Origin of the sequence: Gilvimarinus chinensis DSM 19667, from assembly GCF_000377745.1 — a bacterium.
Classification (GTDB): domain Bacteria; phylum Pseudomonadota; class Gammaproteobacteria; order Pseudomonadales; family Cellvibrionaceae; genus Gilvimarinus; species Gilvimarinus chinensis.
The window spans coordinates 988,616-1,012,653 of sequence record NZ_KB898706.1; the positions used below are offsets into that span (position 1 = coordinate 988,616).

Here is a 24,038-nt window from a genome sequence, read left to right on the forward strand (position 1 = left end):
ATGTCACCGGGGCCAAAGTGCATTTCAAATAACTACATTCACTTACAATTGTGTTTTGCCAAAAATAGGGAAGATCCTATGAGTAGTAACCTAGTTGCGGCGGGCGACCACCCGGTGTACGACTATAAGGTCGTGCGTCAGTTCGCAATCATGACCATTGTCTGGGGCATCGTCGGCATGGGGGTTGGCGTGCTAATCGCGGCTCAGCTTGTCTGGCCTCAGCTGAATGATATTTTTCAGCCTTACACCCATTTTGGCCGTCTGCGTCCGCTGCATACCAATGCGGTGATCTTTGCGTTTGGTGGCTGTGCGCTTTTCGGCACGTCTTATTATGTGGTTCAGCGTACGTGCCAGACTAAATTGTGGGGCGGCTGGTTGGTGCCTTTCACTTTCTGGGGGTGGCAGCTGGTGATTGTGCTTGCGGCAATTACACTGCCTCTGGGGCTGACCTCTGCAAAAGAGTACGCCGAACTAGAGTGGCCCATTGACATCTTAATTGCCATTGTCTGGGTGTCTTATGCGGCCGTATTTTTTGGCACTATTGTAAAGCGCAAAACCTCGCACATTTATGTGGCTAACTGGTTTTACGGCGGTTTTATTTTGACCGTGGCCGTGCTGCACATCGTTAACAGTGCCGCTATTCCTGTTTCATGGTTTAAATCATATTCCGCCTACGCGGGTGCTGCCGATGCCATGGTGCAATGGTGGTATGGCCACAATGCGGTGGGTTTTTTCTTGACCGCAGGCTTTTTGGGCATGATGTACTATTTTGTGCCCAAGCAGGCTGATCGTCCGGTGTATTCCTATCAGCTTTCTATTGTGCACTTTTGGGCCTTGATTTCTATCTACATTTGGGCCGGTGCTCACCACCTGCATTACTCAGCATTGCCGGACTGGGCACAGAGCTTGGGTATGGTGATGTCACTGATTTTGTTGGCGCCCAGCTGGGGCGGTATGATCAACGGGATCATGACCTTGTCAGGGGCCTGGCATAAGCTTCGCACTGACCCCACTCTGCGCTTTTTGGTGGTGTCTCTGTCGTTCTACGGCATGTCGACCTTTGAAGGTCCGATGATGTCGATCAAAACCGTTAATGCTCTGAGCCACAACACTGATTGGACCATCGGTCACGTGCACTCTGGTGCCTTGGGCTGGGTGGCGATGATCTCTATCGGTGCTGTTTATCATTTGTTGCCCATTTTGTTTGGCCGCAAAGAGATGTACAGCGTGAAATGGATTAACGTCCATTTCTGGCTCGCCACCATAGGCACGGTGTTGTACATCGCCTCTATGTGGGTAAACGGTATTATGCAGGGTTTGATGTGGCGCGCCTTTAACGACGATGGCACCTTGACCTACAGCTTCGTGGAAGCAGTGCAGGCGAGCTACCCAGGCTATTTTGTTCGCTTCCTCGGTGGTGCCTTCTTCCTGACCGGTATGGTGCTTATGGCTTACAACGCTTACTGCACGGCCAAGGCACCTAAACAGCAAGACGCGCAAGCCGATGCTGAGCCACAGACGGTATAGGGAGTAGAGAAATGAAGAATCACGATATCGTCGAAAAAAATATTGGCTTGATGACTGTACTGGTGATCGTTGCCATTAGTTTTGGTGGGTTGGTAGAGATAGTTCCGCAATTTTTCCTGAAAGAGACTACTGAACCAGTTGCGGGTTTGAAGCCCCTAGGGCCTCTGGAGCTAGAAGGGCGGGATATTTATATCCGCGAAGGTTGTCATGTATGCCACACCCAGATGGTGCGCCCATTACGTGCTGAGGTAGAGCGTTACGGCCACTATTCTGTCGCCGGTGAAAGTGTATACGAACACCCCTTTCTATGGGGCTCCAAGCGTACCGGGCCTGATTTGGCGCGTGTAGGTGGGCGTTACTCGGACGATTGGCACAAAGTGCATTTGTTCAATCCGCGTATTGTTGTGCCTGAATCCAATATGCCTGCGTTCCCTTGGTTGTATGACAACACCCTGGATGGCAAGCATACAGAGTCCAAAATGCGTGGTTTGCGCAAGGTGGGTGTCCCTTACACAGATGAAGATATCGAGGGCGCAGGAGATAAAGTCCGAGGTGTGACCGAAATGGACGCTCTGGTGGCTTATCTGCAACAGCTAGGTACGCTGTTGAAGGAGAAGCGCTAAGTGGACAAGGGCACACTGGGCGCTATTAGCACTGTATTAGTGGCCGTTGCATTTGCGGCGGTGTGCTGGTGGGCGTTTGCTCCAAAGCGCAAGAAACGTTTTGAAGAAGACGCTAACCTGCCGTTTGCCGATGAGCAAAACGGACAAAAACAACAAGCAGAAAAAGACACTCCATCGACCGATGATGTAGCAAGGCGGAATTAACTATGAGTACTTTTTGGAGCCTTTGGATTATCGGCCTGACCCTCACCAACTTAGTTTTGGTGTTGTGGGTTTTGCTGGCCAATCGCAAGGTGGCGGTAAGGGATGATGAGTCACCCGAAAACCGTACCACAGGACACGTTTACGACGGCATTGAGGAGTACGATAACCCTCTACCACGCTGGTGGTTCAAGATGTTTATCGCTACTTTTGTATTTGCCGGCGGTTACTTAGCGATATACCCAGGGCTGGGTTCGTTTGAAGGTCTGGCGGGTTGGACTCAGGAAAAACAGCTGGCCCAGCAACAACAAAAAGCTGATGCACTCTATTCTGAGCAATTCGGTAAATACAATGCCATGCCGATTGAAGAGTTAGCACGTGATCCCGAGGCCATGAAAATGGGATTGCGTCTGTTCGCAAACAACTGTGCCGTGTGCCACGGTGCAGACGGGGGCGGTAATCATGGGTTCCCGAACCTGACAGACAACGACTGGCTATACGGTGGGAATCCCGCCACCATTAAGCAAACGATTACCCTCGGGCGCAAAGGTGTAATGCCGCCCTGGGCCTCAATTTTGGGTGAAGACGGGGTTCATGAAACCGCTGAATACGTTTTAAGCCTTTCAGGGCGTGAGCATGATGCCGAATTAGCCGCTGCAGGTGCCACACATTTCAAACAGAACTGTGTTGCTTGTCATGGAGCGGATGGTGAAGGCGTGCAAGCCATGGGCGCTCCTAACCTAACGGACGATATTTGGCTGTACGGCGGTGAGCCAGCTGATATTCGTCAAACATTACGTCTAGGTCGTAATGGTGTAATGCCTGCGCAACAAGAGCTGTTAAAGGAAAGCCGTATTCACCTGCTAGCGGCTTATGTGTACAGCTTGTCTTTACCTTACGACGAGCAAGAGTAATCTCTACCCGCGCCGGGGTAACCCGGCGCCTGCCACACTTTACTCACATCGAGGTGTTCTGTGAGTCATGATCCTGCTTCCGACGAACCCCAAGAGGGCATTCGTTACGTTAATCTCTATGAGGCGGAAGATAAGGTTTACACCCGCCGTATTACCGGTTTCTACCAAAAGCTTCGCCGCTATACGGGCCTGCCATTAATTGCAGGTTTTCTATTGATGCCCTGGTTGGTGATTGACGGGCGTCCGGCCATGCTTTTCGATCTACCTGAGCGTAAATTCCATATTTTATGGACCACGTTTTGGCCTCAGGATGGGATGTATCTTGCCTGGCTGCTCATTATTGCTGCCTTTATGTTGTTTACTGTTACTGTGTTAGTGGGGCGAGTCTGGTGTGGCTTTACCTGCCCGCAAACGGTATGGACGCAAATGTATATTTGGGTTGAATACTTATGTCAGGGGGATCGTAACAAGCGTATCCGCCTTGATGCGGCCCCTATGAGTTTCAACAAGTTTGTTCGCAAATTAAGCACTTACACCTTATGGTTGGTCATCGCCCTGGTGACCGCCCTGACCTTTGTGGGGTATTTCGTACCTATCCGGGAGCTCATACTCGGCTTGTTAACCTTGGATGCTTCACTTGCTGCCGCTTTCTGGGTGCTATTTTTTACCGCAGCTACCTTTACCAATGCCGGATTTATGCGCCAGCAGGTGTGTAAATACATGTGCCCCTACGCCCGATTTCAGGCCGTGATGTATGACCGCGATACGCTCACAGTATTTTACGACTATGTGCGCGGAGAGAAACGTGGTCCACGCAAACCGAATGAGGATTACAAGGCGGCCGGTAAAGGCGACTGTATTGATTGCTCATGGTGCGTACAGGTGTGCCCTGTGGATATTGATATCCGCGATGGCATGCAGTCAGAGTGCATCGATTGCGGCTTATGTGTCGATGCATGCAATACCGTGATGGATAAAATGAACTACCCGCGCGGTTTGATTCGTTTTACCACCGAAGACAATATTAAACACGGTAAAACACATGTTTTTAGGCCACGTTTTATTGGTTACTTAGTGGTCTTGCTGGTTATGATCAGCGTTTTCGTTTACAACCTGTCCACCCGTACCGCTTTAGGTATGGAGGTTCTGAGGGATCGCGGTGTCCGAATGTATCGCATCAGCGGTAAAGATGTCCAAAATGTGTACACTGTTAAAATTAACAACATGGACGCTAAGCCGCATCAGTATCAATTGGAGGTAGACGGCGACTTTGATTTTCGTGTCGAAGGTTTTCGACCTATCACCGTTAATTCCGGTGAAGTTTTTACCATGCCGGTACGAGTTGCCGTTGAGCGCAACCAGCTTACCGAGGTGAAAACCAGCGTGACTTTTACCTTACAAGCCAAGGATAATCCTGAGCTTGTGACGGAGCACGATACCTCGTTTATTGGCCCACAACTGAGAGACCACTAACCTCATGCAAGATCGCTCTGCCAACCCCTGGTACCGTGAACCCTGGGCCTGGTTTGTTCTCACACCATTGATAGTTGTAGTGATAGTGTCATTAAGCTTCGTCACCGTCGCGGTGCGCCACGCGGATGATACGGTTATTGATAATTACTATAAACAGGGACGCATGATTAACCAGAGCCTGGAGCAAGACAAACGGGCTGCCAACTGGCAGCTGCAAGCTCAGCTTAGCTGGGATAGTGCTGAAGGTCGGGTTGAGGTTGAACTCCATTCACCGGTGATCCCTGCGCCGGAAGAATTAACGTTATGGTTAGATCACCCCTTTGAAGAGTCTATGGATGCCCGGGTACTGCTGAAAAAAGTCAGTGCTACAGGTTATCGTGCCGACAGCCCTGGCTTTGAACATCAATGGTATGTGACATTGGTTCCAGGTAGCGCCGATGAGGGGCGCACCGACTCACCCTGGCGCCTGCGGGGAGAAATTAATTTTGATCAAAGGGAACAGTGGACGCTCTCACCTGCGGTGCCTTAATTCATGAGCGCGGGTTCTTCTGAGGTGTCTGGTTGCTATCATTGCGGGTTACCATTACCGAAGCGGGCAGAATACCCTGTCGATATCGATGGCGAGATACGCTATATGTGTTGTCCCGGTTGCCAGGCCGTGGCTTCTGCCATTGTCAACGGTGGGCTTCAACAGTTTTACCAATATCGTAGTGAGCTCAGCGACAGGCCCGGAGAGAACGGGCGTGATTTTTCTATTTATGACCTTCCTGAGATTCAGGAAGAGTTTGTTCTTCCTCTGCATGAAAGTCGCCACCAAGCCAGCTTATTGCTGGAGGGTATTTCGTGCGCTGCGTGCAGCTGGCTGATTGAAAAACACTTGCAGCCTTTGCCCGGAGTGGAGTCGGTGCGGGTGAATGTCACCAGTTATCGGGCGCAGCTGGTTTACGATCCCTCAAAAATTAAGCTGAGCGACTTGATGAGCAAGCTCGCCGCGATCGGCTACCAACCGCGCCCTGCCACCGATGAACAACAAGCGCAGCTTGACGCCCGCGAAAATCGCCGCGCTTTATTGCGCTTGGGGGTCGCTGGGTTTGGCATGATGCAAGCCGGCATGGTGGCGGTTGGGCTGTATACGGGCGCGGTGGATGAGTGGCAGAACTTATTGCGCTGGCTGAGCTTACTGTTGGCTACACCGGTGGTGTTTTACAGTGCTTGGCCGTTCTTTAACAACGCTTGGCGCAGTATTAAAAGCGGAAGCCTGGTGATGGATGTCCCCGTCGCCTTGGCCATTGGCCTCGGCTACGGCGCCAGCTGCTGGGCAACATTAAAAGGGGTGGGCGATGTTTATTTTGAATCCATTGCCATGTTTGTTTTTTTTCTGCTGGTGGGGCGCTATCTGGAGTTACGCTCCCGCACACGCAGTCGTATTGGGCTCGCAAACGTTGCGCAGCTGCTACCGCCGGTGGCGGAAAGGCTAAATGACGGAATATGGCAACAAGTTCCGGTGCGGTTGCTGCACATTGGAGATCGGGTAAGGGTTAGTGCGGGGCAAAGCTTTTGTGCCGATGGCATTGTGCGTTCGGGTAGTAGCTGCACTGATGAGTCGTTGCTGACTGGTGAATCCCGCCCGGTGGAAAAAAAGCCTGGAGATTTCGTCATCGCCGGCAGTGGCAATATCGATAGCCCCCTGGAGTTTGAGGTAACGGCTCTGGGTACCGACACTCGATTGTCATCCATTGAGCGTTTGATTGACCGCGCGCAAAAAGACAAGCCTAGACGGGCTTTGATCGCCGACCGTGTCGCTCGGTATTTTGTGGCCACGGTGCTGTTGGTGTGCGCGGTTGTGTACTGGTATTGGCATAGCACTGAGCCCACTCGAGCGCTTTGGATCGCGTTGTCGGTACTGGTGGTCACGTGTCCTTGCGCCCTGGCGCTTGCCATGCCCACAGCGTTAACGACATCTACAGAGTACCTACGTCGCCAGGGGGTATTGATGACCCGAGGTCATGTGCTGGAGAGTCTGGAGCAGATTGACAGGGTGATTTTTGATAAAACCGGTACCCTGACCAGTGGGCATCTCTCTGTAGAGGACTGTATTGTACTGTGCGATGGTGCTCAGGAATCTAAGTGTTTGGCGATTGCCGCCGCCTTAGAAGAGGGCAGTGCCCACCCTATTGCCAGTGCTTTTTCTTCGTGGCGAGGCCAGTGTGTGGCTGACTCCATCAAACAGAATACGGGCCGCGGGGTGAGTGGGTATGTTGAGGGAGAGCGCTATCAATTGGGGCGCCCAGATACCATCGACAGCGGTGTCAGCGCCCCCTCTGGCGATTGTTTATGGCTGCTATTGGCAGACAGCAAAGGCCCGTTGGCCTGGATCGGCTTAGCCGATCCTATTCGCCCCGAAGCTTCCGATGTGGTGTCTCGCTTGCAGCAACAAGGAATTAACGTGGAACTGCTGAGTGGTGATGCTGAGGCGAATGTGGCGAGAGTTGCGCGCTTGCTGGGCATTAGTGAATTTCGTGCGGGGGCGACGCCAGATGGCAAACTGTCGCACCTGGGCCAGCGACAGCGCGCAGGTGATAAAGTACTGATGGTCGGGGATGGCATTAATGACGTACCAGTGCTTTCGGCCGCTGATGTGTCCCTGGCTATGGCCAGAGCGTCGGATCTGGCGCAAACTCATGCCGATGCGCTGTTGTTGTCTGACAGTCTTGAACCTTTACCTATGGCGCTTCGCAGGGCAAAACGAACAGCTACGGTGGTACGACAAAACCTGGGGCTATCGCTGCTTTATAACTTGCTTGCACTGCCTTTGGCGGCGGCCGGGTTGATCGCGCCATGGGCCGCAGCGCTGGGCATGACAACCAGTTCGCTGGTGGTGGTGGTTAATGCTTTGCGCCTTTCTCGGTAAACCGGAGTTTGGTTGTGGATAGTTTATTTTTTCTTATTCCCATTGCTCTTATTTTTGTAGCCATTGCCATACGTGCGTTTTTTTGGGCCATTAATTCTGGGCAGTACGATAATTTAGATACCGAAGCTCATCGGATTCTGTTTGATGATGAGCGCCACCCTCAACCCAAACCCAGCCCTGATGATAAAAAGACTAAAGCTTCCATAAAGGATCAAGTTGGACGTGACTGAACCATTAAGTATTGTCACTGGAGTGCTGTTAGGGTTTTTCAGTAGCAGCCACTGTGTGGGTATGTGTGGCGGTATTATGGGGGCTTTAACCTTGGCGGTCGGCGAGGTTTCTGCTGCACGTCGGGCTTTCATTGTTTTCAGTTATAACCTGGGCCGTATAGCCAGCTATAGCCTAATGGGTGCCTTGGTGGCTTTGGCGGGTGAACAGCTGACTACCATGGGGGCCGGTATGTGGCTGCGATTGGCCGCGGCTTTTTTACTTTTTGCAATGGCGTTGTATTTATTGGATTGGTGGCGCGGCTTAACTCGCTTAGAAGCCTTAGGCGGGGGGTTGTGGCGCCTCCTACAGCCCTGGGGACAGCGCTTGCTGCCGGTGCGAACTCCAGGCCGTGCGCTGTTACTTGGCGTTATATGGGGTTGGCTACCCTGTGGGTTAGTGTATACCGCTTTAGCCTACGCCATGCTGCAACCGAACAGTGCAGCGGGTGCCAGTTTTATGTTGGCCTTTGGGGTTGGAACCTTGCCGGCCGTAGTGCTTGTGGCCCTGGCCGCTGCACCCATCATGCGCCTGATGCGGGCACGTTATGTTCGTATTGCGGCTGCTCTGTTGCTGATCATTTTCTCAGCTTGGACGGCTTATGGTGCGTTAGGAAGCGGCCACAGCCATCATCATGCTCCCTCGAGTGATCACTCTCCTGCATCTGAAACTGCCCCCGAATCGCACCACCACCATCACCATTAGCGAATGCTTACAGCCGTTATTACAAAGTTTTACGGTACCAGTTTAGGAGCATGGTATTTTGTATCAATGCGTGGCAAGCTAGTTGCATTGCTTAATACTATTCGTTCATTCAGCTATGGAGTTACCCAGCCGCAAAGTGCGGTTACATTATATGAATAACAGGGTCATTGGATTAGGATTGGCAGCAGTATTATCAGGTTGCTCACTTTTTACACTAGGGGCAGAGCCGAACAAAGATGATACGTGCTATCTGTTCGATTATGAGCAGTCGGCTTTGTCGCGTTTCCGCGATAGTAACCGTTTAGATACATCGGATATTGACGATCTTAGTGGCAAGGTTATACGCAATATTCGGTATATGCGAGTGGGGGTGTTTGACGAGACAAACCCAGACGAAAATAACTCTCTTTATCGGTTTTTGAATCGCTTACACATCAACACGAAAGAATACGTAGTGTCGTCGCAAATTCTTTTTGCGGCAGGCGATACCCTAGATCCAGATGTCGTTCATGAAACCGAGCGCTTATTGCGCAGCCGGGATTATTTTGCAGGGGCTTTTATCGTCCCGGAGAAAATTTGCCAGGATACCGTGGACTTGGTTGTCGTCACCCGTGACAGCTGGTCATTGGAAATTGAGGGCTCGTTTAGCCATAGTGGTGGTGATTCTTCAACGGGTATTGGTATTAGTGACGACAATATTCTGGGCACGGGAACCAGCTTTTCAATCGGTTATGAACAAGACGAAGAGCGTAAAGGCGTTCGTTACTCGCTCAGTACGGATCATCTGCTCGATAGCCGCTGGGCTACGCGTATAGCCTATGCGGATAATTCCGACGGCGAAAATGTTATCTTCGAGCTGCAACGTCCGTTTTATTCACGCCATATTCCCTGGTCCGCCGGTGGCCATTATCAAGATGTTACCGAGGCTGAGATTATTCGCTCTAATGATGAAGAAATTAACGAATATCAGCACCAAAACATCAATCAAGAAATATTTTATGGTCATAGCTTAAGCATAACGCCTACAGCGACTCAACGCTTGATTGGGGGGTATACCGTTGAAGAAGATACCTTCTACGCCAACGAAAACACTACGGATTTAGGTGTTCCTGACAGCCGCCGGATGAGTTACCCGTGGCTGGAATACCAGTATCTGGAAGATAAGTACGCCGTGTTCCGTAACCTCAATCAAATACAGCGCACTGAAGATGTGCCTTTAGGGATAACATTCGGTTTTCGTGTTGGTTATGGCGAGGCAGATCTATCCAATCATGGGGATGCTGTTCGTTACATTGGTCAGTATCAGCACATTTACAGCGTCGATGACAAGCATCTGTTAGCCGTTCAGTTGGGGGTGGATGGGCGTGACCATCTTGATTCTGATGGGGCTGACAGTGCGATCTGGTCGTCACAAGTTTCTTACAATTTAATGCAGAATTATAAAAACCGATGGTACGGCAGTATTAGTTACGATGTGGGGCAGGATTTGCTTCAGCATGAGGAGCTTACTGTGGGTGGTATTGTCGGAATGCGCGGTTACCCGACCTCATTCCAACGAGGTAAAAAGCGCTTTATATCGACAATTGAACGTCGATATTACTCCGATTGGCACTGGTTTAACCTGGTCAGGGTTGGGGCGGTAGCGTTTATTGAAGCCGGTAAAGCCTGGGATGGCCCCGGAGCACAAGACAATCCAATGCTGGCGGATGCAGGTATCGGATTGCGATTCAGTTCCAGTAAAGTCCGCGTAGGTAGCGTAGTGCATGTAGATATTGCAACGCCTCTTATCGAAAACGATGGAATCGACGATTACCAACTTTTAATTAAAGCAAAGCAACAGTTTTAGAGCCTCCAATGCCCAGAAAATAATGCCTATAACCAACATAACTAGGAGGATGCATGAAGCGAATAGGATTGATCGGGATAATTATGTCTGGCGCGTTAGCTCTGTTGGCCAGCGCGCAAGATGAAGTAAATTTTAAAACCAACGAAGTCGGCAAAGGTTTATACGTCATTTCAGGCGTAGGTGGGTTTGCTGGGGGTAATGTATTAATCAGTACTGGTGACGATGGCACAGTTATGATTGATGACTCTGTTGCACCGCTGTTAGGAAAGTTACGAGAAGCGATAAAAAAAGTAACGGATCAGGAAGTAACGTTTTTAATTAATACCCATCTTCATAATGACCATACAGGCAATAATCTGAGCTTTGCGTCTACGGGTGCCAATATTATCGGTCATAAAAATGTTCGTGAGCGGATGGCCCAAGACGAAGAAAGAGATCCTCAATCCCTTCCATTACTGACGTTTACCGATGAGGTGTCACTTTATCTTAATGGCCAGCGCGCCCAGGTAATGCATGTGGCTCGTGCTCACACCGATGGTGATTCAATCATCTATTTCCCCGATGCAAATGTCCTGCATGTGGGTGACATTCTATTTAACGGCTTGTTTCCTTTTATTGATCTGGATAATGGTGGGTCAGTCCAGGGGTATCTGGACGCTCAAATGCGTGTGTTAGAGCTTGCTGATGAGCAAACCATCATTGTACCTGGCCATGGTCCCTTGGCCCGCCGGGGGGACCTCATCCGTAGTCATGAAATGCTCATCGATGCGAGACAACGAGTGGCGAAGATGATTATGAACGGTAAAAAGGAAGAAGAAATTGTTGCAGCTAATCCGTTAGCGGATTATCACAATGATTGGAGCTGGGATTTCATTACGACGGAAAAAATGACCAGACAACTACATCGTGATTTACATATGCACGGGGACGGCTCCCATCAGCATGGGGAGCATCACCATCATTGAGTTTCACTATCCCGTAAAATGTGCGGGGTGGTGAATATTAAGCATAAGACAGAGGCTTTTCTTTTAGCCTGGGTGGGAGTTCAATTTAAGCCAAATAGATGGCCATTACTTTCACTTAGGCTGCTACTTTACCTACCATAATTTTGATAGCTTTATACGTCTCCCAAGCAGAGTATTTTGCTCGTATTATTCCTGTTAAAAGATCCCCCTTTGATACACGCTTTTAGTGTTTTAGTCTGATACAGTCGCAGGCAGAGGTTGATGTAAATGAGCATCTACAATGTTTACCTCTGGCTTTAAGTGTTTGTGTATTGAAGCCAATGCTTTAAGGGGGCTCCAGGCGCTGTAGAGGGTGCTGAATAAGGTGATGTAACGTTACGTGTTTGAAAAATATAGGGTTAAAAGTAGTGTGCATCGGTTGATTTTCCTGCTTTCAATGTCGATCTCTTTAAATGCCATGGCGCTTGAGCTCAATTACTGGGGAGGTGTCCCTGGACGGGTTGATTATGAATTGGCCGTTCTGCGTGCCGCATTAGAAGAAAGTCAATCGAGTGATGTGGTGCAAGTGAATTTGGTTAAGCGATCGTTGGGTAGCTTGCGGGGGCGTCAAGAGGTGGCTCGGGGAGAGTTGGTCAATGTTTACGCGTCGGGGTATCGAGTTGACGAGCTTGTATCTGGCGGACAGTTGATAGCGCTTCCAGTACCGGTGCTAAATGGATTACTTGGGTATCGTCAGCTGTTAATTAAACGCGATAACTTTGATAACTATAAACGTATTACCACCTTGGCGCAGTTGCAGCAGCTTACAATAGGTCAGGGAAGTGGCTGGCTTGATGTGCAAGTGTATGAGTTTAACCAGGTGCCTGTAGATGACAGTGGCCGGTATGGTGTTTTGCTTGGCATGCTCGCGAGAGGGCGCTTTGATGCTTTGGCTCTGGCGATTATAGAAGCTGAGCCTGTTCTTGCTGGCAGTGGGTTCAGCCAAGCGCTCGTAGTTCTCCCCAATCTGGTGGTTTATTATCCTCAGCCATTGATTTTTTATGTCAGTGGTAATGCGCCGCAGTTGGCGAAAAAGCTGCAGGCAGGGATGGCATTGCTACAAAGCTCTGGTAAATTGGAAGAATTGTTTCAGCAACATTTCGCAAGTACCTTGGCCCGGCTACGCAAGGGTACACACAAGGTGATTGTGCTAGAGCACCCTCAGTCTGAACTTACATTGGGGTTGGATAAGCCACTGTTTATGCCTTCAAACACAGAGTAGTTTGTACCGCTGATCTCAGGCTATATTTCAGTAAAGCGCGAAGTTTGTGCTTTACTGAAATCGCATTAGTACTCTTTAACCGTCACGGAATTTCTTCGGGTAAACATCAATATGAAAAAGTGGATTTTATTATTTTTGCTGGTCGTAAGCAGCTATCTGTTACTGACTTTTTATGCTGGTATTGAGGCCGAACGGAGCATTAAGCAGCAACTGACGCTTTACAATACACAAGCTGGGGCGGATCAGTTGCGTCTTTCCTTAAGTGAATATCAACGGGGCTTTTTTAAGAGTCAGTTGAAAGTGGTGGTGGATGAAGCAACTGAGGCGCAGCCGCTGGCTGATCGGCTAGGTGCTGATATTGTGCTTTGGCACGGTCCCTTCACTTTTGCTGAGGGGTTTAAACCGGGTTGGTTCTACGCTACCGGTACCTTAGAGCCAGAGTTGAAAAATGCCGGGCACCAACAGAGGTTCGAGCGCGCTTTTGCTCAAGGTTTGGGGCCGCTGAATTTATGGGGTCAGTTTAATGGGGCTTATCAGTTTGATTGGCACATACCTCTTATTCATTACCATGAATCAGGCATATCACTGCGCATGGAGCCATCACATATACGTATGGACGGTACGTTTAACTCCTTGGATGCCCAGCAACGAATGAGCCTTGGTGCATTTAAAGCCGAGTGGGATGATGTGGATGTGGCAATTTCACCCTCATTGTTAACGGCCGAAGTGAGCTTTGTTGCTGAGGATATTCCCCTGACCAATATCAATCTGAACGTGGCTGAGGTTGTGGTCGATGGGCCTTATAAAGCCCGGCTTCAGGGTATTGAATATCTGCAAATGCAGAAGCTGGTTAACGAGAAAGTTGATACTCGTGTAGAGCTAAACCTACTTGATGCTGAAAGTTTTATTAACTTCACACAGCTGTCTTTGGCTTTTTCCTTACGCCAGGTCAAGCTTGATGCGATTCGAGCCTGGGCCGCGTTTTCATCCGACGCTGCAAACGCTCTTCCGAAAGCACAATTGCAAGCTCAAGCACTAAAGGCTGCTCGTTTATTGTTGCACCCAGATGCAGAAGCAGAGTTCGATATGGCGGTGACACTGGCCCGTGGAAATGTGGCCGCCAGCGCCAAGCTGACGTCACAGCAGGTGCCCATCACGTCCTCAATGCAGTCATCAACCCCTTACGATCTCATAAAACTCTTAAAAGGACATGGAGAGGTGGTAGTGGCTGAAGAGGTATTGACTCGTTCTCCTCTATTTTTCTTTATGGCAGAGCTGATAGCCACTTATATGCACCTTGCCCCCCCCAATTATGTCATGAAGGCAACATTAGATAATGGCGATTTAAAGGTGAATGGGCAGCTGGTCCCCCTCACTGCGTTGTTGCCAGAGGGTTATTGGTAGGGTTTTCATTTGTTTACGCATTGCGACAGAGGTTTTCAATGGTTGGGTTATTCTGAGACTGTCCTTAATGACAGGAGATAAACCAATGAAAAAACTTGTTTCTACTTTAGTTCTTTGCGCAGTCGTGGCCACCCCCTTTGCGGTACACGCGGAGCGTGGTGAGCGTCCAAAGCATGGCCCCGAATACACTTTTTTACTGCATGAACGAATGGCTGAAAAAATTGCTCTGACGGATGAGCAGCGTAGCCAAATCCAGGTGTTGGTGGAAAATCATCAGGCGGTGTTTCCACAAGATAAAGAAACCCGAAAGTCACAGCGTGAAGCTATGCAAGCCATTGTTGACGCTGATGATTTCGATGAGGCAGCGGCACGTTCTTTACTTGAGCAGGGCGTGGAGCAAAAGGTCGCTGAGTTAAAGCTGCGCCATGACATTGGCCAAGTGCTTAGCGATGAGCAAAAAGCACTTTTAGAACAAATGAAAGAGCGAGGAAAAAAGCGTGCAAAAGATAAGCGACGTTAATAGCGTTGGTTAGGGCTGTAAAAAAAATGGCGCAAAAGCGCCATTTTTTTCGCCTGTTATTGGTTGTAATAACACACCCTGTCAGTTTAATTGTGAAGGGTAAACTTCAAGCCGCCAAGTGTTGAGTGTTCTACACGAATATGCAGACGCTGTGCTTGCGCCGCTGCTTGTACAATGGCAAGGCCTAGCCCAATGTTCCCGCCATGGGGTCTTGCGCTATCGCCCCTGAAAAAAGGTTCAAATAACTTGCCGAGCTGCTCTTCGGGTACGCCAGGTCCATTGTCCTCTACTGTTAACTGCCAGTGATGGGCGTCACCCGTTAGAGTCAGTTGAACAGCCTCAGCATAGCGTGTGGCGTTTGCCAACAGGTTATCGAGAATACGCTGAATTAAACGTGGTTTTGCACGGCAGCTCAACTGGTCTGGGCCTTGATAATTGAGTTTCTTATCGGGCATTTGAAAACGCCAGTCTTCCACCGCAGATTGAACCAGCTCTGACAGGTTGGCGGGAGAGAAATCCTCCTGGTAAGCGGAACCCTCTAAGCGGGCCAAAGTGAGTACTTGTTCGATTAAATGTTCAAGCGTGTCGCACTCTTTTTCAATGCGGCTGGTGTAAGAGTTTTCTTGTTGATCTGCCAATAAACCCGCCGCCAGTTTTAACCGAGTAAGTGGCGAGCGTAATTCGTGAGACACGTCGGCTAACAGTCTCTGTTGGTTGGTCATGGCCATATTGAGTTTCTCGGCCATGTCGTTAAATTCCTGCCCTAACTCACCCAGTTCACCTTTGATGGGGGCAACTCTTACACTTAAGTCACCATCACCTAGCCGACGTGCCGCACGACTTAGCTGGCGAACAGGGCGACTAAGCCAGCGCGCCAGAATAAGCGATAACGCTAGTACCAGTATTGAGGATGTCAATAAACGCCAATGGGGTGAGTCGTGTAATATTTGTTTCCAAGGGGGCACTGCTCGAGGCGGCATTAGCCAAATAGCGGTTACGCTGCCTTCTGCTGTACTAATATCAAATGGACCAAGTGCTACCAGGCCTGGGCGAATCTCCATTGCACTGAGGTTTGGAGCTTCAAGCAGTGGGCGAAGACGCCAATACAGTCGTCGGTCGGGAAAGGGTTTTTTATCATTGGGGTCAAGGAGGATAAGATCTTTGCCCGCGCGACTACGACGTAGTCGGTCAATACTTGTGTAGTCGCGTTTATCTAACAGGTGTTGCAGCTTTGTGAACTGATCTTTCTCTCTTTCCAGCAGAGGCCGTGGCTCGATTCGCTCTTCAAGGTAACGCCCAAGAAAAAAATTTGCTACTAGAACGAGCGTTAAGGAAAGCCAGAACCACAGAAAAAGTCGACCTGCAAACCCCGTCAGAAAATCCCTTATTCTCATGGGTTAACCAAGAGTTGATAACCAGAGCCCCGTACAGTTTTGATGGTGTCGGTAGGATTAATATCGGCCATTTTTTTGCGAATATGGGAAATATGAATATCGATATGACGATCAAACTGTTGCAGTCGGCGGCCAAACGCCTGCTGGCAAATGTCGTCTTTTGATACGATTTCCCCCGGGGTTTCGTACAGAACCGATAGCACGCGAAACTCGGCAGCGGTTAAATCTAGTGGCTCACCGTAAAAGCTGGCCTCTAGGCGCTCGGGCGTTAACTGTAGGGTGCTGTTATCATTTTGTGGTGGATTCAGCCTGCGTAAAATGGCCTGGATACGAGCCACCAACTCACGATGAGAAAAAGGCTTGGCAACATAGTCATCTGCCCCCAGCTCTAACCCCAGCACGCGATCTATTTCATCGCCTCGCGCTGTCAGCATCAGAACGGGAACATGGGATTTTTGGCGTAACTGTTTTAGCACATCAAAGCCGTTTAATTCAGGCATCATGACATCCAGCAAGACCAAGTCTGGTTTTTTCGTTAAAACCGCTTCTAAACCCTCACGACCATCATGACTGCATGCTACCTCGTACCCATGTTGGCTAAGGTACTCTTGCAAAAGTTCGCCTAAGTCTTTGTCGTCATCGATAATTTGGATGTGTGTCATACTTTTATTTTATTGCTTTTAGCCGTGAAAACACGATGGTTTACCTTAGTTTACCTGTAGCTTACTGAGCATAAAAAAAGGGGCCGTAGCCCCTTTGTCGTTTGTGTTATGCCACCTGATCGTTGGCTGGCTTGTCCATGTGTACATCCATCTGGGGGAAGGGAATAGATATACCGTTCTCGTCAAAGGCCAGTTTGATGTTTTCGGTTAAATCGAATTTAACGCCCCAATAATCGGCGCTGTTAACCCACGGGCGGACCACAAAGTTCACGCTGGAATCTGCCAGCTCACTTACAGCGATTTGTGGTGCAGGATCGGCCAATACACGGCCATCGGCTTTTACTACGCGCTCCATGATTTCTTTGGCTTTTTTAATGTCATCGTCATAGCTGATACCAAAAACCAAGTCAACGCGACGTGTAGGCAGAGCAGAGTAGTTGGTGATGTTGCCCGAGTAGATGGCACCGTTGGGTACGATAATCTCTTTGTTGTCTGGGCTGTTGAGCGTGGTGGTAAATATGCCAATGGTTTTCACTACGCCTGCGGTTCCTCCGGCCTCAATGTAATCGCCAGCAGTAAAGGGGCGAAACACCAACAGTAAAAAACCAGAGGCAAAGTTTTGCAATGATCCTTGCAAGGCCAAACCAATAGCCAGACCAGCGGCACCGATTAATGCGATAAGAGAGGTGGTATCAACGCCAAGCTGATCCAGTGCGGCAATAATAACCACAATCAGCAGCAGCGCGTTGGCGATTGCCTGAATAAACTCAACTAAGATGTTATCCAGATTGGTGCGCTTTAGCAGTTTGCCAATAATTCCGACTAAAATCTTGACGACTATTTTACCGACAATGAAAATCAGTAGCGCGGTGACGATATTGATACCCCAGGGAATCACATGATTCTGGGCAAATTCGTTCATCTCGTCTTGGCTAAAATCGAACATAATGCATCCCTCATTTTTTCTGGACCGAGCACGCGGGGGGTGGCACGGATCGTATGGTAGACCTCACAGGTCGGAGAATAGTGATTATTGCGGCTATTGCCGGGCAGCGCAAGCGCGATGCGCCGCCCGTGGGTGTCAGGTGAATAAGCTGGATTTAGCTCAGGCAATCTTGCCTGTGGTTCTCACACGTTTGCTGCCTTTTGCAGGCTTTTCTTTCTGCGCGGCTGCGCGGGCCTCAAGGTTTTTATCCACGACGTTCTTCAAGGCGATTAAAAAGCCGGTAATGATAAAAGCGCCGGGCGGTAAAATAGCCACTAAAAAGCCGGGGTAGTCGGCAAATAAGGTCAGAGTCCAGCCCCGTGCATTTTCGCCAAACAGTAAGTGCATATTCGCAAACAGTGTGCCTGAACCCAAAATTTCCCGAATAGCCCCTAGCGTTACCAATACCAGTGTAAAGCCCAACCCCATCATTAAGCCGTCCCACGCGGCAGGCAATACCGGGTTTTTACTGGCGAAGGCGTCGGCGCGACCGAGAATGGCACAGTTGGTCACGATAAGAGGAATAAAAATGCCGAGAATGGTGTAAAGCTCGTAAGTAAATGCCTGCATTAACAGCTCAATGCAGGTGGTGAGCGAGGCGATAATCATCACAAACGCCGGCAGGCGCACGGCATCGCTGACGGATTTGCGAATGAGTGATACCGCAATGTTTGAGCTGACCAATACAAGCATGGTTGCCAGCCCAAGGCCCAGAGCATTGACCACTGAGCCCGAAACGGCCAGCAGGGGGCATAACCCCAGTAGCTGCACGAGTGCCGGGTTGTTGCTCCAGAGTCCTTTCTGGGTAATTTCCTGCCATTGGCTGTTATCGGCCATTGCTGTCTCCTGCATCGGCTGGAAGTTCAAACAATAGGGTGCGGTGTTCGGCTACCTGTTGCAATACCCGTTTTACCTGGCCGGTAACGGCGCGCGGGGTAATGGTGGCGCCGGTAAACTGATCGAACACACCGCCATCTTTTTTCACTTTCCACTTTTCGGTATCGGGGTTGCCAAGGCTTTTATCATTAAAGCTGTAGATCCAATCGCTTTTTGTGGTATCGACTTTATCTCCCAGGCCCGGAGTTTCTTTATGGGCCAGAGCGCGTACCCCGGCGACGCTGCCATCGCGGTTCACGCCAACAATCAGGCGAATGTCACCACTGTAGCCATCGGGCGCGACGGCGGGCACAATTACGGCAATAACCCGTCCGTCTTTGCGGGCGCGATGAATCGACTCAGGTGTATCCAAGCCCAGCGCGGGCAACATGGCTGCGGGCGTGGGCAGGGTGTCGGTTAATAAGTCGTTGTCGACGCGCGAGGCCGGCACTAACTCGTATAAAGCTTTTTCCGCGGCAGCGCGCTCGGCTTCGGTGATACGATCGCGAGTACTCACGTTGGTAACGGCCAATACCCCGGCTGTTACCAGTGCGAAAAGACCCAGCAGCAAGCTGTTTTTACTGATCGATTTCCCCAGCATTACTGATCCACCTTGCGGGTTGCCCGTTCACTTTTTTTGTGGCCGTAAGTGCGAGGCAGAGTGTAGTAGTCGATAAACGGTGCGGCAAAATTCAGCAGTAGAACCGCGAAGGCGACACCGTCAGGGTAGTTACCCCAGATGCGAATGACATACACGAGAACACCAATCGCCGCGCCGTAAATTAAACGTCCACGGGTACTCACCGCCGAACTGACAGGGTCGGTGACAATAAAAAACGCCCCGAGCATGGTCGCGCCCGAGAATAAATGAAACAGCACTGAGCCGCCGCTTTGCGAGCTGCCGCCGTCGTAAAACAAAAAAGCCATCAGCGAGAGTGACGCCAGCATGGCCGCAGGTGCGTGCCAGGTAAAGATACGGCGGTACAGCAGGTAAAGCCCACCCAGCAAAAAGGCCACATTGGCCCATTCCCAGCCGGCACCCACAAATTGCCCCGCGCTTAATACCGGATCTTGCAAGTACAAAGCATCCAGCATCAGGCTGGAGTTCTGTTTCACGGTATCAAGTGGGGTGGCGGCGGTGTAACCATCAATAGGAGAGCCCAGCCAGATTAGTTTCAATGCCTCGATTACGCCTGGCGTCTGGCCGCCAATGTCCTGGGGCGCTGCCCACTGGCTCATCTGCAGTGGGAAGGAAATAAGAAGCACCACATAGGCAACCATGGCGGGGTTAAACGGGTTAAAACCCATCCCGCCATAGAGTTGTTTAGCGAGAATAATCGCCACCGCGCTGCCCAGTACCACCAGCCACCAGGGGCAGTAGGGGGGCAGGGCAAGCCCTAATAAAACGCCAGTCACCAGGGCGCTGCAATCGCGTAGATAAAACCAAACCGGGCGGCTGCGTAATTTCATCACTGCCGCTTCAAACCCGAGGGCGGCGGCACTGGCTAGCAGTACATTATGCAGGGTTCCCAGGCCAAAAAAGTAAGTGAGCACGGCAAGGCCCGGCAGGGTCGCAAGAACGACATTGCGCATCACCGCACCGGTGCCAAGAGCCCGGTGGGTATGGGGTGAGGTGATGCGTGTCAGTGCCATAGGGTGTTACCTACTCGTGCTCGGCCAACTGCTCGCGGGTAGCGGCCAGTTTATCTTCCAGTTTACTAACACCTGTTTTAAAGGCGTCCAGATTGTCGTCATTATCTTGCTCGGCTTGCGCCAGTTTCGAGCGGGCTTTCTCTAAGCGTGCTTCCAATGAGTCCACTTGATTGCGCAGCTTGTCGGCAACGCTCATGGTAGCCATGGCGGCGGCTTTAGCCTTGGCTTTTTCGATCGCCAGGCTGGCGGCGTCCGAGGTGGCCGGGTCTTGAGGTGTTTCTTCGGCTACAGTGGTGGGAGTCAGTTCAGCCAGTTCTTTCTGGGTACTGGTGATCTTCTCTTTCAGTTTGTCCACGCCCTGCTGCAGGGCCTCAGCTTTGTCCGAACCTTCTTGTTGGGCCGTGGCGGCTTTTTGTTCGGCTTTTTCCAGACGTTTATAGAGTGACTCTAAAGAGCTGCGAAGTTTTTCATCGGGCGCCATGCTCATTTTCGCTTTTGCCCGTTCAATAGCCGCTTGCGCAGCGTCGGTGCTCGCCGAGACGGGTTTCTCACTGTGTGACTGTGAGGGTGCAGATTTGGGTGGGGCGAGATCTGCCAGCTCTTGTTTGGCGGCGGCAATTTTCTCTTGCAGCTTAATAGCGCCTTGCTTCAGCGCGTCGGCCATGTCCGGTTTGTCGCGCTCGGCATCGGCCGCTTTTTGCTCGGCCTTTTCGAGGCGCTTTTGCAGCGACTCGATGGAGGCGCGTAATTTATCTGCCGGGTCCATGGTCTGTTTGGCTTTGGCCCGCTCAATGGCAGCCGCCACCGGGTCGTTGCCAGCAGAGGTGCCCTCACCAGGGTGAGACTCATTGAGTTTTTTCTGCGCTTCGCTAACTTTTAGCTCCGCTTGTTTGATGCGCGCCGCTTGTTTTTCACGCTGTTCGTCGGTGGCGTCATCGGCAAGTGGCTCTCTGGCTTTTTTCAGGCTTTCTTGCGCTGAAGCCAGCAAGCGCTCGAGTTTGGCTTTTTGTTTGTCAGCGTCCACAGCTGAAGCGGGTGCTTGTGCTGCTGATGCTTCGGCGGGCGCGGCCGCTTTCTGTTCGGCCAGCTTTTTCTTCGCCTCTTCGGCGGCCTTTTTGCGCGCTAAGCGCTTGGCTTCTTTTTCCGCCTCTTCTTTGGCGATGCGTTCCTGGCGGAATTCAAAGCGGCGGCGCGAGCGGTCCGATTTTTCTTTGTCAATGCGGTGCTGACGAATCTCACCCTTGGCCGCGCGATAGTACTGTACCAGCGGAATATGGCTGGGGCAGACGTAAGAGCAGGCGCCGCATTCGATGCAATCGAACAGGTTGTGAGTTTCCAGCTTTTCCAGATCTTCGGCCTGGGCGTACCAGAACAGTTGCTGCGGCAGCAATTCGGCCGGGCAGGCCTCGGCACACATACCGCAGCGAATGCAGGCCATGGCGGGCTCAGGTGGCGGCAGCTCTTTTTTGCTGGGGGCCAGCAGGCAGTTGGTGGTTTTCACCACTGGCACGCTGGTATCGGGCAGGGCAAAGCCCATCATCGGGCCACCCATCACCAGGCGCGAGGCTTTCTTGTCATTAAATCCGTGCTTGTCCAGCACATAATGCACTGGCGTTCCCAGCAGCACTTCAATGTTGCGCTGTTGCTCTAGGGCCTCGCCCACCACGGTGGTAATGCGTTTTACCAAAGGCTCGCCGTAGCGCAGCGCGCGGTAAATGGCGGCGGTGGTGCCTACGTTCTGGCACACCACGCCAATGGTGGCGGGAATCTGGCCCGAGGGCACTTCACGCCCGGTTAAAATTTGAATCAGCTGCTTTTCACCGCCCGATGGGTATTTGGTGGGAAAGCTCACCACCAGAATATCAGTGCCTTCAGCCGCTTTGCGCACGCGCTCAATAGCCTCGGGTTTGTTATCCTCGATACCGATAATGACCTTGGCGGGGTTGTGCAGCAGGCGCGCGAGGATTTGCGTTCCGGCGACTATGTCCTCGGCGCGTTCGCGCATTAGCATGTCGTCGGCGGTAATATAGGGCTCACACTCTGTGCCGTTGATAATTAAGGTATCAATGGTGTGGTTGGCGCGTGGGTTTAACTTAACCGCTGACGGAAAACCCGCGCCGCCAAGACCCGCAATACCGCAGTCACGGATGCGCTTGATGATATCGTCGTGATCTCGCTCGGCGAAATCCTCCCAGGGCGATAGAGCAACCCACTCGTCTTTACCGTCGGTATCAATAATGACGCAGGTGTCGCGCATGCCCGACGGGTGGGGCACTAGGTGCTCAACGATTGCCGCAATGGTGCCCGAGGTAGGTGCGTGCACATTGGCGCTGAATACACCGTCGGCTTCGGCTACGACTTCACCCCCCAGCACTTTTTGACCCACGCTTACGATGGGTTTAGCGGGCGCGCCAATATGCTGGCTGACAGGCAAAATCAGCTGGGGTGGAATATCGATATACCCCAGCGGCTCGGCCATAGACTGATGCTTGTTTTCCGGCGGGTGTACGCCGCCCGGGATGTCCCAGACCTTAATTAACTCCATCAGGCTGCTTCACCGCTTTGTTGGATCTGGCCGCGACCACGATCGGTGGCAATTAGGTTGGCGGCTTGCTCGTGGCTGGCGGCGGGCAATTCCCACTTCCAGTCTTTAATGGTGGTGGACACCGGAATCATATCAATGCAATCCACAGGGCAGGGCTCGACGCACAGATCGCAACCGGTGCACTCGTCGGCAATCACGGTGTGCATCTGCTTGGCCGCGCCCAAAATCGCGTCCATGGGGCAGGCCTGAATGCATTTGGTGCAGCCGATGCACTCGTCTTCGCGAATAAACGCCACGGTGGGCACATCGGCTTCTTCGCCGTGTTCTTCGTCAAGGGTCGGGGCTTCCACGTCCAGCAAATCGGCCAGTTCGTTAATGGTGGTTTGGCCGCCCGGGGGGCATTTGTTAATGGCGTCGCCGTTGGCAATTGCCTGCGCGTAAGGGCGGCAGCCGGGGTAGCCGCACTGGCCACATTGGGTTTGCGGCAGCAGGTTGTCGATCTGTTCGACAATAGGGTCCCCCTCCACTTTAAAGCGGACGGCGGCAAAACCCAGCAGCGCACCGAAGACCAGTGCCAACCCAATTAGGGCAAGCAATGCGGCGGCAATGGGGTGTTGTGCAATGGTTTCCAACATAATCCTGCCTGTTTAAACCAGTCCGCCAAAGCCCATAAAGGCCAGCGACATAAGACCGGCGGTAATCATACCGATGGCGGCCCCTTTAAACGGCGTGGGCACATCGGCCACCGCCAAGCGCTCGCGCATGGCGGAAAATAAAACTAACACCAGCGAAAAGCCCAGTGCGGCACCAAAGCCAAACAGGGTTGATTCGACAAAGTTGTGTGCTTTTTGCGTATTTTGCAGTGCAACACCTAGCACGGCGCAGTTGGTAGTGATCAACGGCAAAAACACACCCAATACTCGGTACAGCAAGGGACTGGTTTTTTCGATAAACATTTTCGCCAGCTGCACTACCACGGCAATCACCAGAATAAAGCTGATGGTGCGCATGTACTCCAGGCCCAGTGGTTGCAGTACCCAAGTGGCGACTAAATAACTGCATATAGAGGCCAAGGTCAGCACAAAGGTGGTAGCACTGGCCATGCCAATGGCCGTTTCCAGTTTGTTGGATACGCCCATAAACGGGCACAGGCCCAGAAACTGAACCAATACAAAGTTGTTTACCAAAATTGTGCTGAGCAAAATAACCGCTAAATCGGTCATGTTGTCACCTCTAATAGGCCGAAATATCAGCCAGTACGCGAGGGCGCATTATCGCTAAAGCACCCGCGCGGGTTCAATATAAA

At 51.3% G+C, this 24,038-nt stretch carries 23 protein-coding genes; 14 read left to right on the forward strand and 9 right to left on the reverse strand.

Annotated features, from left to right (window positions below; all coding sequences use genetic code 11):
* Window positions 1–78: 78 nt before the first annotated feature.
* The 14 genes from ccoN to D568_RS0104685 all read left to right on the forward strand — a co-directional run bounded on the left by ccoN (window position 79) and on the right by D568_RS0104685 (window position 14,617).
* Window positions 79–1,527, forward strand: a complete 1,449-nt coding sequence (ccoN, locus tag D568_RS0104620) for a cytochrome-c oxidase, cbb3-type subunit I (protein ID WP_020208408.1) — start codon at window positions 79–81, stop codon at window positions 1,525–1,527.
* Between the two features lie 11 nt (window positions 1,528–1,538).
* Window positions 1,539–2,150 carry a cytochrome-c oxidase, cbb3-type subunit II gene (ccoO, locus tag D568_RS0104625; protein WP_020208409.1) on the forward strand — a complete coding sequence of 204 codons (612 nt, stop codon included), beginning with the start codon at window positions 1,539–1,541 and terminating at the stop codon, window positions 2,148–2,150.
* Window positions 2,151–2,354, forward strand: coding sequence for a CcoQ/FixQ family Cbb3-type cytochrome c oxidase assembly chaperone (locus D568_RS0104630; protein ID WP_020208410.1), 204 nt, complete (start codon window positions 2,151–2,153; stop codon window positions 2,352–2,354).
* A 2-nt stretch (window positions 2,355–2,356) separates the two neighbouring features.
* Window positions 2,357–3,265, forward strand: coding sequence for a cytochrome-c oxidase, cbb3-type subunit III (gene ccoP, locus D568_RS0104635; protein WP_020208411.1), 909 nt, complete (start codon window positions 2,357–2,359; stop codon window positions 3,263–3,265).
* Between the two features lie 60 nt (window positions 3,266–3,325).
* On the forward strand, window positions 3,326–4,738 hold the full coding sequence (gene ccoG, locus D568_RS0104640; protein ID WP_020208412.1) for a cytochrome c oxidase accessory protein CcoG: 1,413 nt from the start codon (window positions 3,326–3,328) through the stop codon (window positions 4,736–4,738).
* A gap of 4 nt (window positions 4,739–4,742) precedes the next feature.
* Window positions 4,743–5,267 carry a FixH family protein gene (locus tag D568_RS0104645; RefSeq protein ID WP_020208413.1) on the forward strand — a complete coding sequence of 175 codons (525 nt, stop codon included), beginning with the start codon at window positions 4,743–4,745 and terminating at the stop codon, window positions 5,265–5,267.
* Window positions 5,268–5,270: 3 nt separating this feature from the next.
* A complete protein-coding gene (locus D568_RS0104650; RefSeq protein ID WP_026286851.1) occupies window positions 5,271–7,649 on the forward strand; it encodes a heavy metal translocating P-type ATPase in 2,379 nt (792 codons plus the stop codon).
* 14 nt (window positions 7,650–7,663) lie between these two features.
* The gene (gene ccoS / locus D568_RS0104655; RefSeq protein ID WP_020208415.1) at window positions 7,664–7,879 is read left to right on the forward strand and encodes a cbb3-type cytochrome oxidase assembly protein CcoS; all 216 of its coding nucleotides are present in this window, start codon (window positions 7,664–7,666) and stop codon (window positions 7,877–7,879) included.
* On the forward strand, window positions 7,872–8,621 hold the full coding sequence (locus D568_RS19290; RefSeq protein ID WP_020208416.1) for a sulfite exporter TauE/SafE family protein: 750 nt from the start codon (window positions 7,872–7,874) through the stop codon (window positions 8,619–8,621). The genes ccoS and D568_RS19290 overlap by 8 nt, the downstream gene beginning before the upstream one ends.
* Before the next feature lie 178 nt (window positions 8,622–8,799).
* Window positions 8,800–10,467, forward strand: coding sequence for a BamA/TamA family outer membrane protein (locus tag D568_RS0104665; protein ID WP_157497616.1), 1,668 nt, complete (start codon window positions 8,800–8,802; stop codon window positions 10,465–10,467).
* A gap of 53 nt (window positions 10,468–10,520) precedes the next feature.
* Window positions 10,521–11,432 carry an MBL fold metallo-hydrolase gene (locus tag D568_RS0104670; RefSeq protein WP_026286853.1) on the forward strand — a complete coding sequence of 304 codons (912 nt, stop codon included), beginning with the start codon at window positions 10,521–10,523 and terminating at the stop codon, window positions 11,430–11,432.
* Between the two features lie 436 nt (window positions 11,433–11,868).
* A complete protein-coding gene (locus D568_RS0104675) occupies window positions 11,869–12,693 on the forward strand; it encodes a type 2 periplasmic-binding domain-containing protein (RefSeq protein WP_020208419.1) in 825 nt (274 codons plus the stop codon).
* Between the two features lie 111 nt (window positions 12,694–12,804).
* A complete protein-coding gene (locus D568_RS0104680) occupies window positions 12,805–14,097 on the forward strand; it encodes a DUF945 family protein (protein WP_020208420.1) in 1,293 nt (430 codons plus the stop codon).
* 85 nt (window positions 14,098–14,182) lie between these two features.
* Complete coding sequence (locus tag D568_RS0104685) at window positions 14,183–14,617, forward strand: Spy/CpxP family protein refolding chaperone (RefSeq protein WP_020208421.1); 435 nt, start codon at window positions 14,183–14,185, stop codon at window positions 14,615–14,617.
* A gap of 86 nt (window positions 14,618–14,703) precedes the next feature.
* Here D568_RS0104685 and D568_RS0104690 read toward each other — a convergent pair whose 3' ends face one another.
* From D568_RS0104690 to rsxA, 9 genes are all read right to left on the reverse strand, one after another.
* Window positions 14,704–16,011 (reverse strand): ATP-binding protein, encoded by a 1,308-nt coding sequence (locus D568_RS0104690; protein ID WP_020208422.1) that lies wholly within the window; start codon window positions 16,009–16,011, stop codon window positions 14,704–14,706.
* On the reverse strand, window positions 16,008–16,673 hold the full coding sequence (locus D568_RS0104695; RefSeq protein WP_020208423.1) for a response regulator transcription factor: 666 nt from the start codon (window positions 16,671–16,673) through the stop codon (window positions 16,008–16,010). The genes D568_RS0104690 and D568_RS0104695 overlap by 4 nt, the downstream gene beginning before the upstream one ends.
* Before the next feature lie 106 nt (window positions 16,674–16,779).
* A complete protein-coding gene (locus tag D568_RS0104700; protein WP_020208424.1) occupies window positions 16,780–17,619 on the reverse strand; it encodes a mechanosensitive ion channel family protein in 840 nt (279 codons plus the stop codon).
* 159 nt (window positions 17,620–17,778) lie between these two features.
* Window positions 17,779–18,495 (reverse strand): electron transport complex subunit E, encoded by a 717-nt coding sequence (locus tag D568_RS0104705; RefSeq protein ID WP_020208425.1) that lies wholly within the window; start codon window positions 18,493–18,495, stop codon window positions 17,779–17,781.
* Entirely contained in the window at window positions 18,485–19,135 is a 651-nt protein-coding gene (gene rsxG / locus D568_RS0104710) for an electron transport complex subunit RsxG (RefSeq protein WP_020208426.1), read from the reverse strand. The genes D568_RS0104705 and rsxG overlap by 11 nt, the downstream gene beginning before the upstream one ends.
* Window positions 19,135–20,187: an electron transport complex subunit RsxD gene (rsxD, locus tag D568_RS0104715; RefSeq protein ID WP_020208427.1), complete on the reverse strand. Its 1,053-nt coding sequence runs from the start codon at window positions 20,185–20,187 to the stop codon at window positions 19,135–19,137. The genes rsxG and rsxD overlap by 1 nt, the downstream gene beginning before the upstream one ends.
* 10 nt (window positions 20,188–20,197) lie before the next feature.
* A complete protein-coding gene (gene rsxC / locus D568_RS0104720) occupies window positions 20,198–22,732 on the reverse strand; it encodes an electron transport complex subunit RsxC (RefSeq protein ID WP_020208428.1) in 2,535 nt (844 codons plus the stop codon).
* The gene (rsxB, locus tag D568_RS0104725) at window positions 22,732–23,367 is read right to left on the reverse strand and encodes an electron transport complex subunit RsxB (RefSeq protein WP_020208429.1); all 636 of its coding nucleotides are present in this window, start codon (window positions 23,365–23,367) and stop codon (window positions 22,732–22,734) included. Before rsxB ends, rsxC begins: the two co-directional genes overlap by 1 nt.
* 12 nt (window positions 23,368–23,379) lie before the next feature.
* Window positions 23,380–23,955: an electron transport complex subunit RsxA gene (gene rsxA / locus D568_RS0104730; protein ID WP_020208430.1), complete on the reverse strand. Its 576-nt coding sequence runs from the start codon at window positions 23,953–23,955 to the stop codon at window positions 23,380–23,382.
* Between the last annotated feature and the right edge of the window lie 83 nt (window positions 23,956–24,038).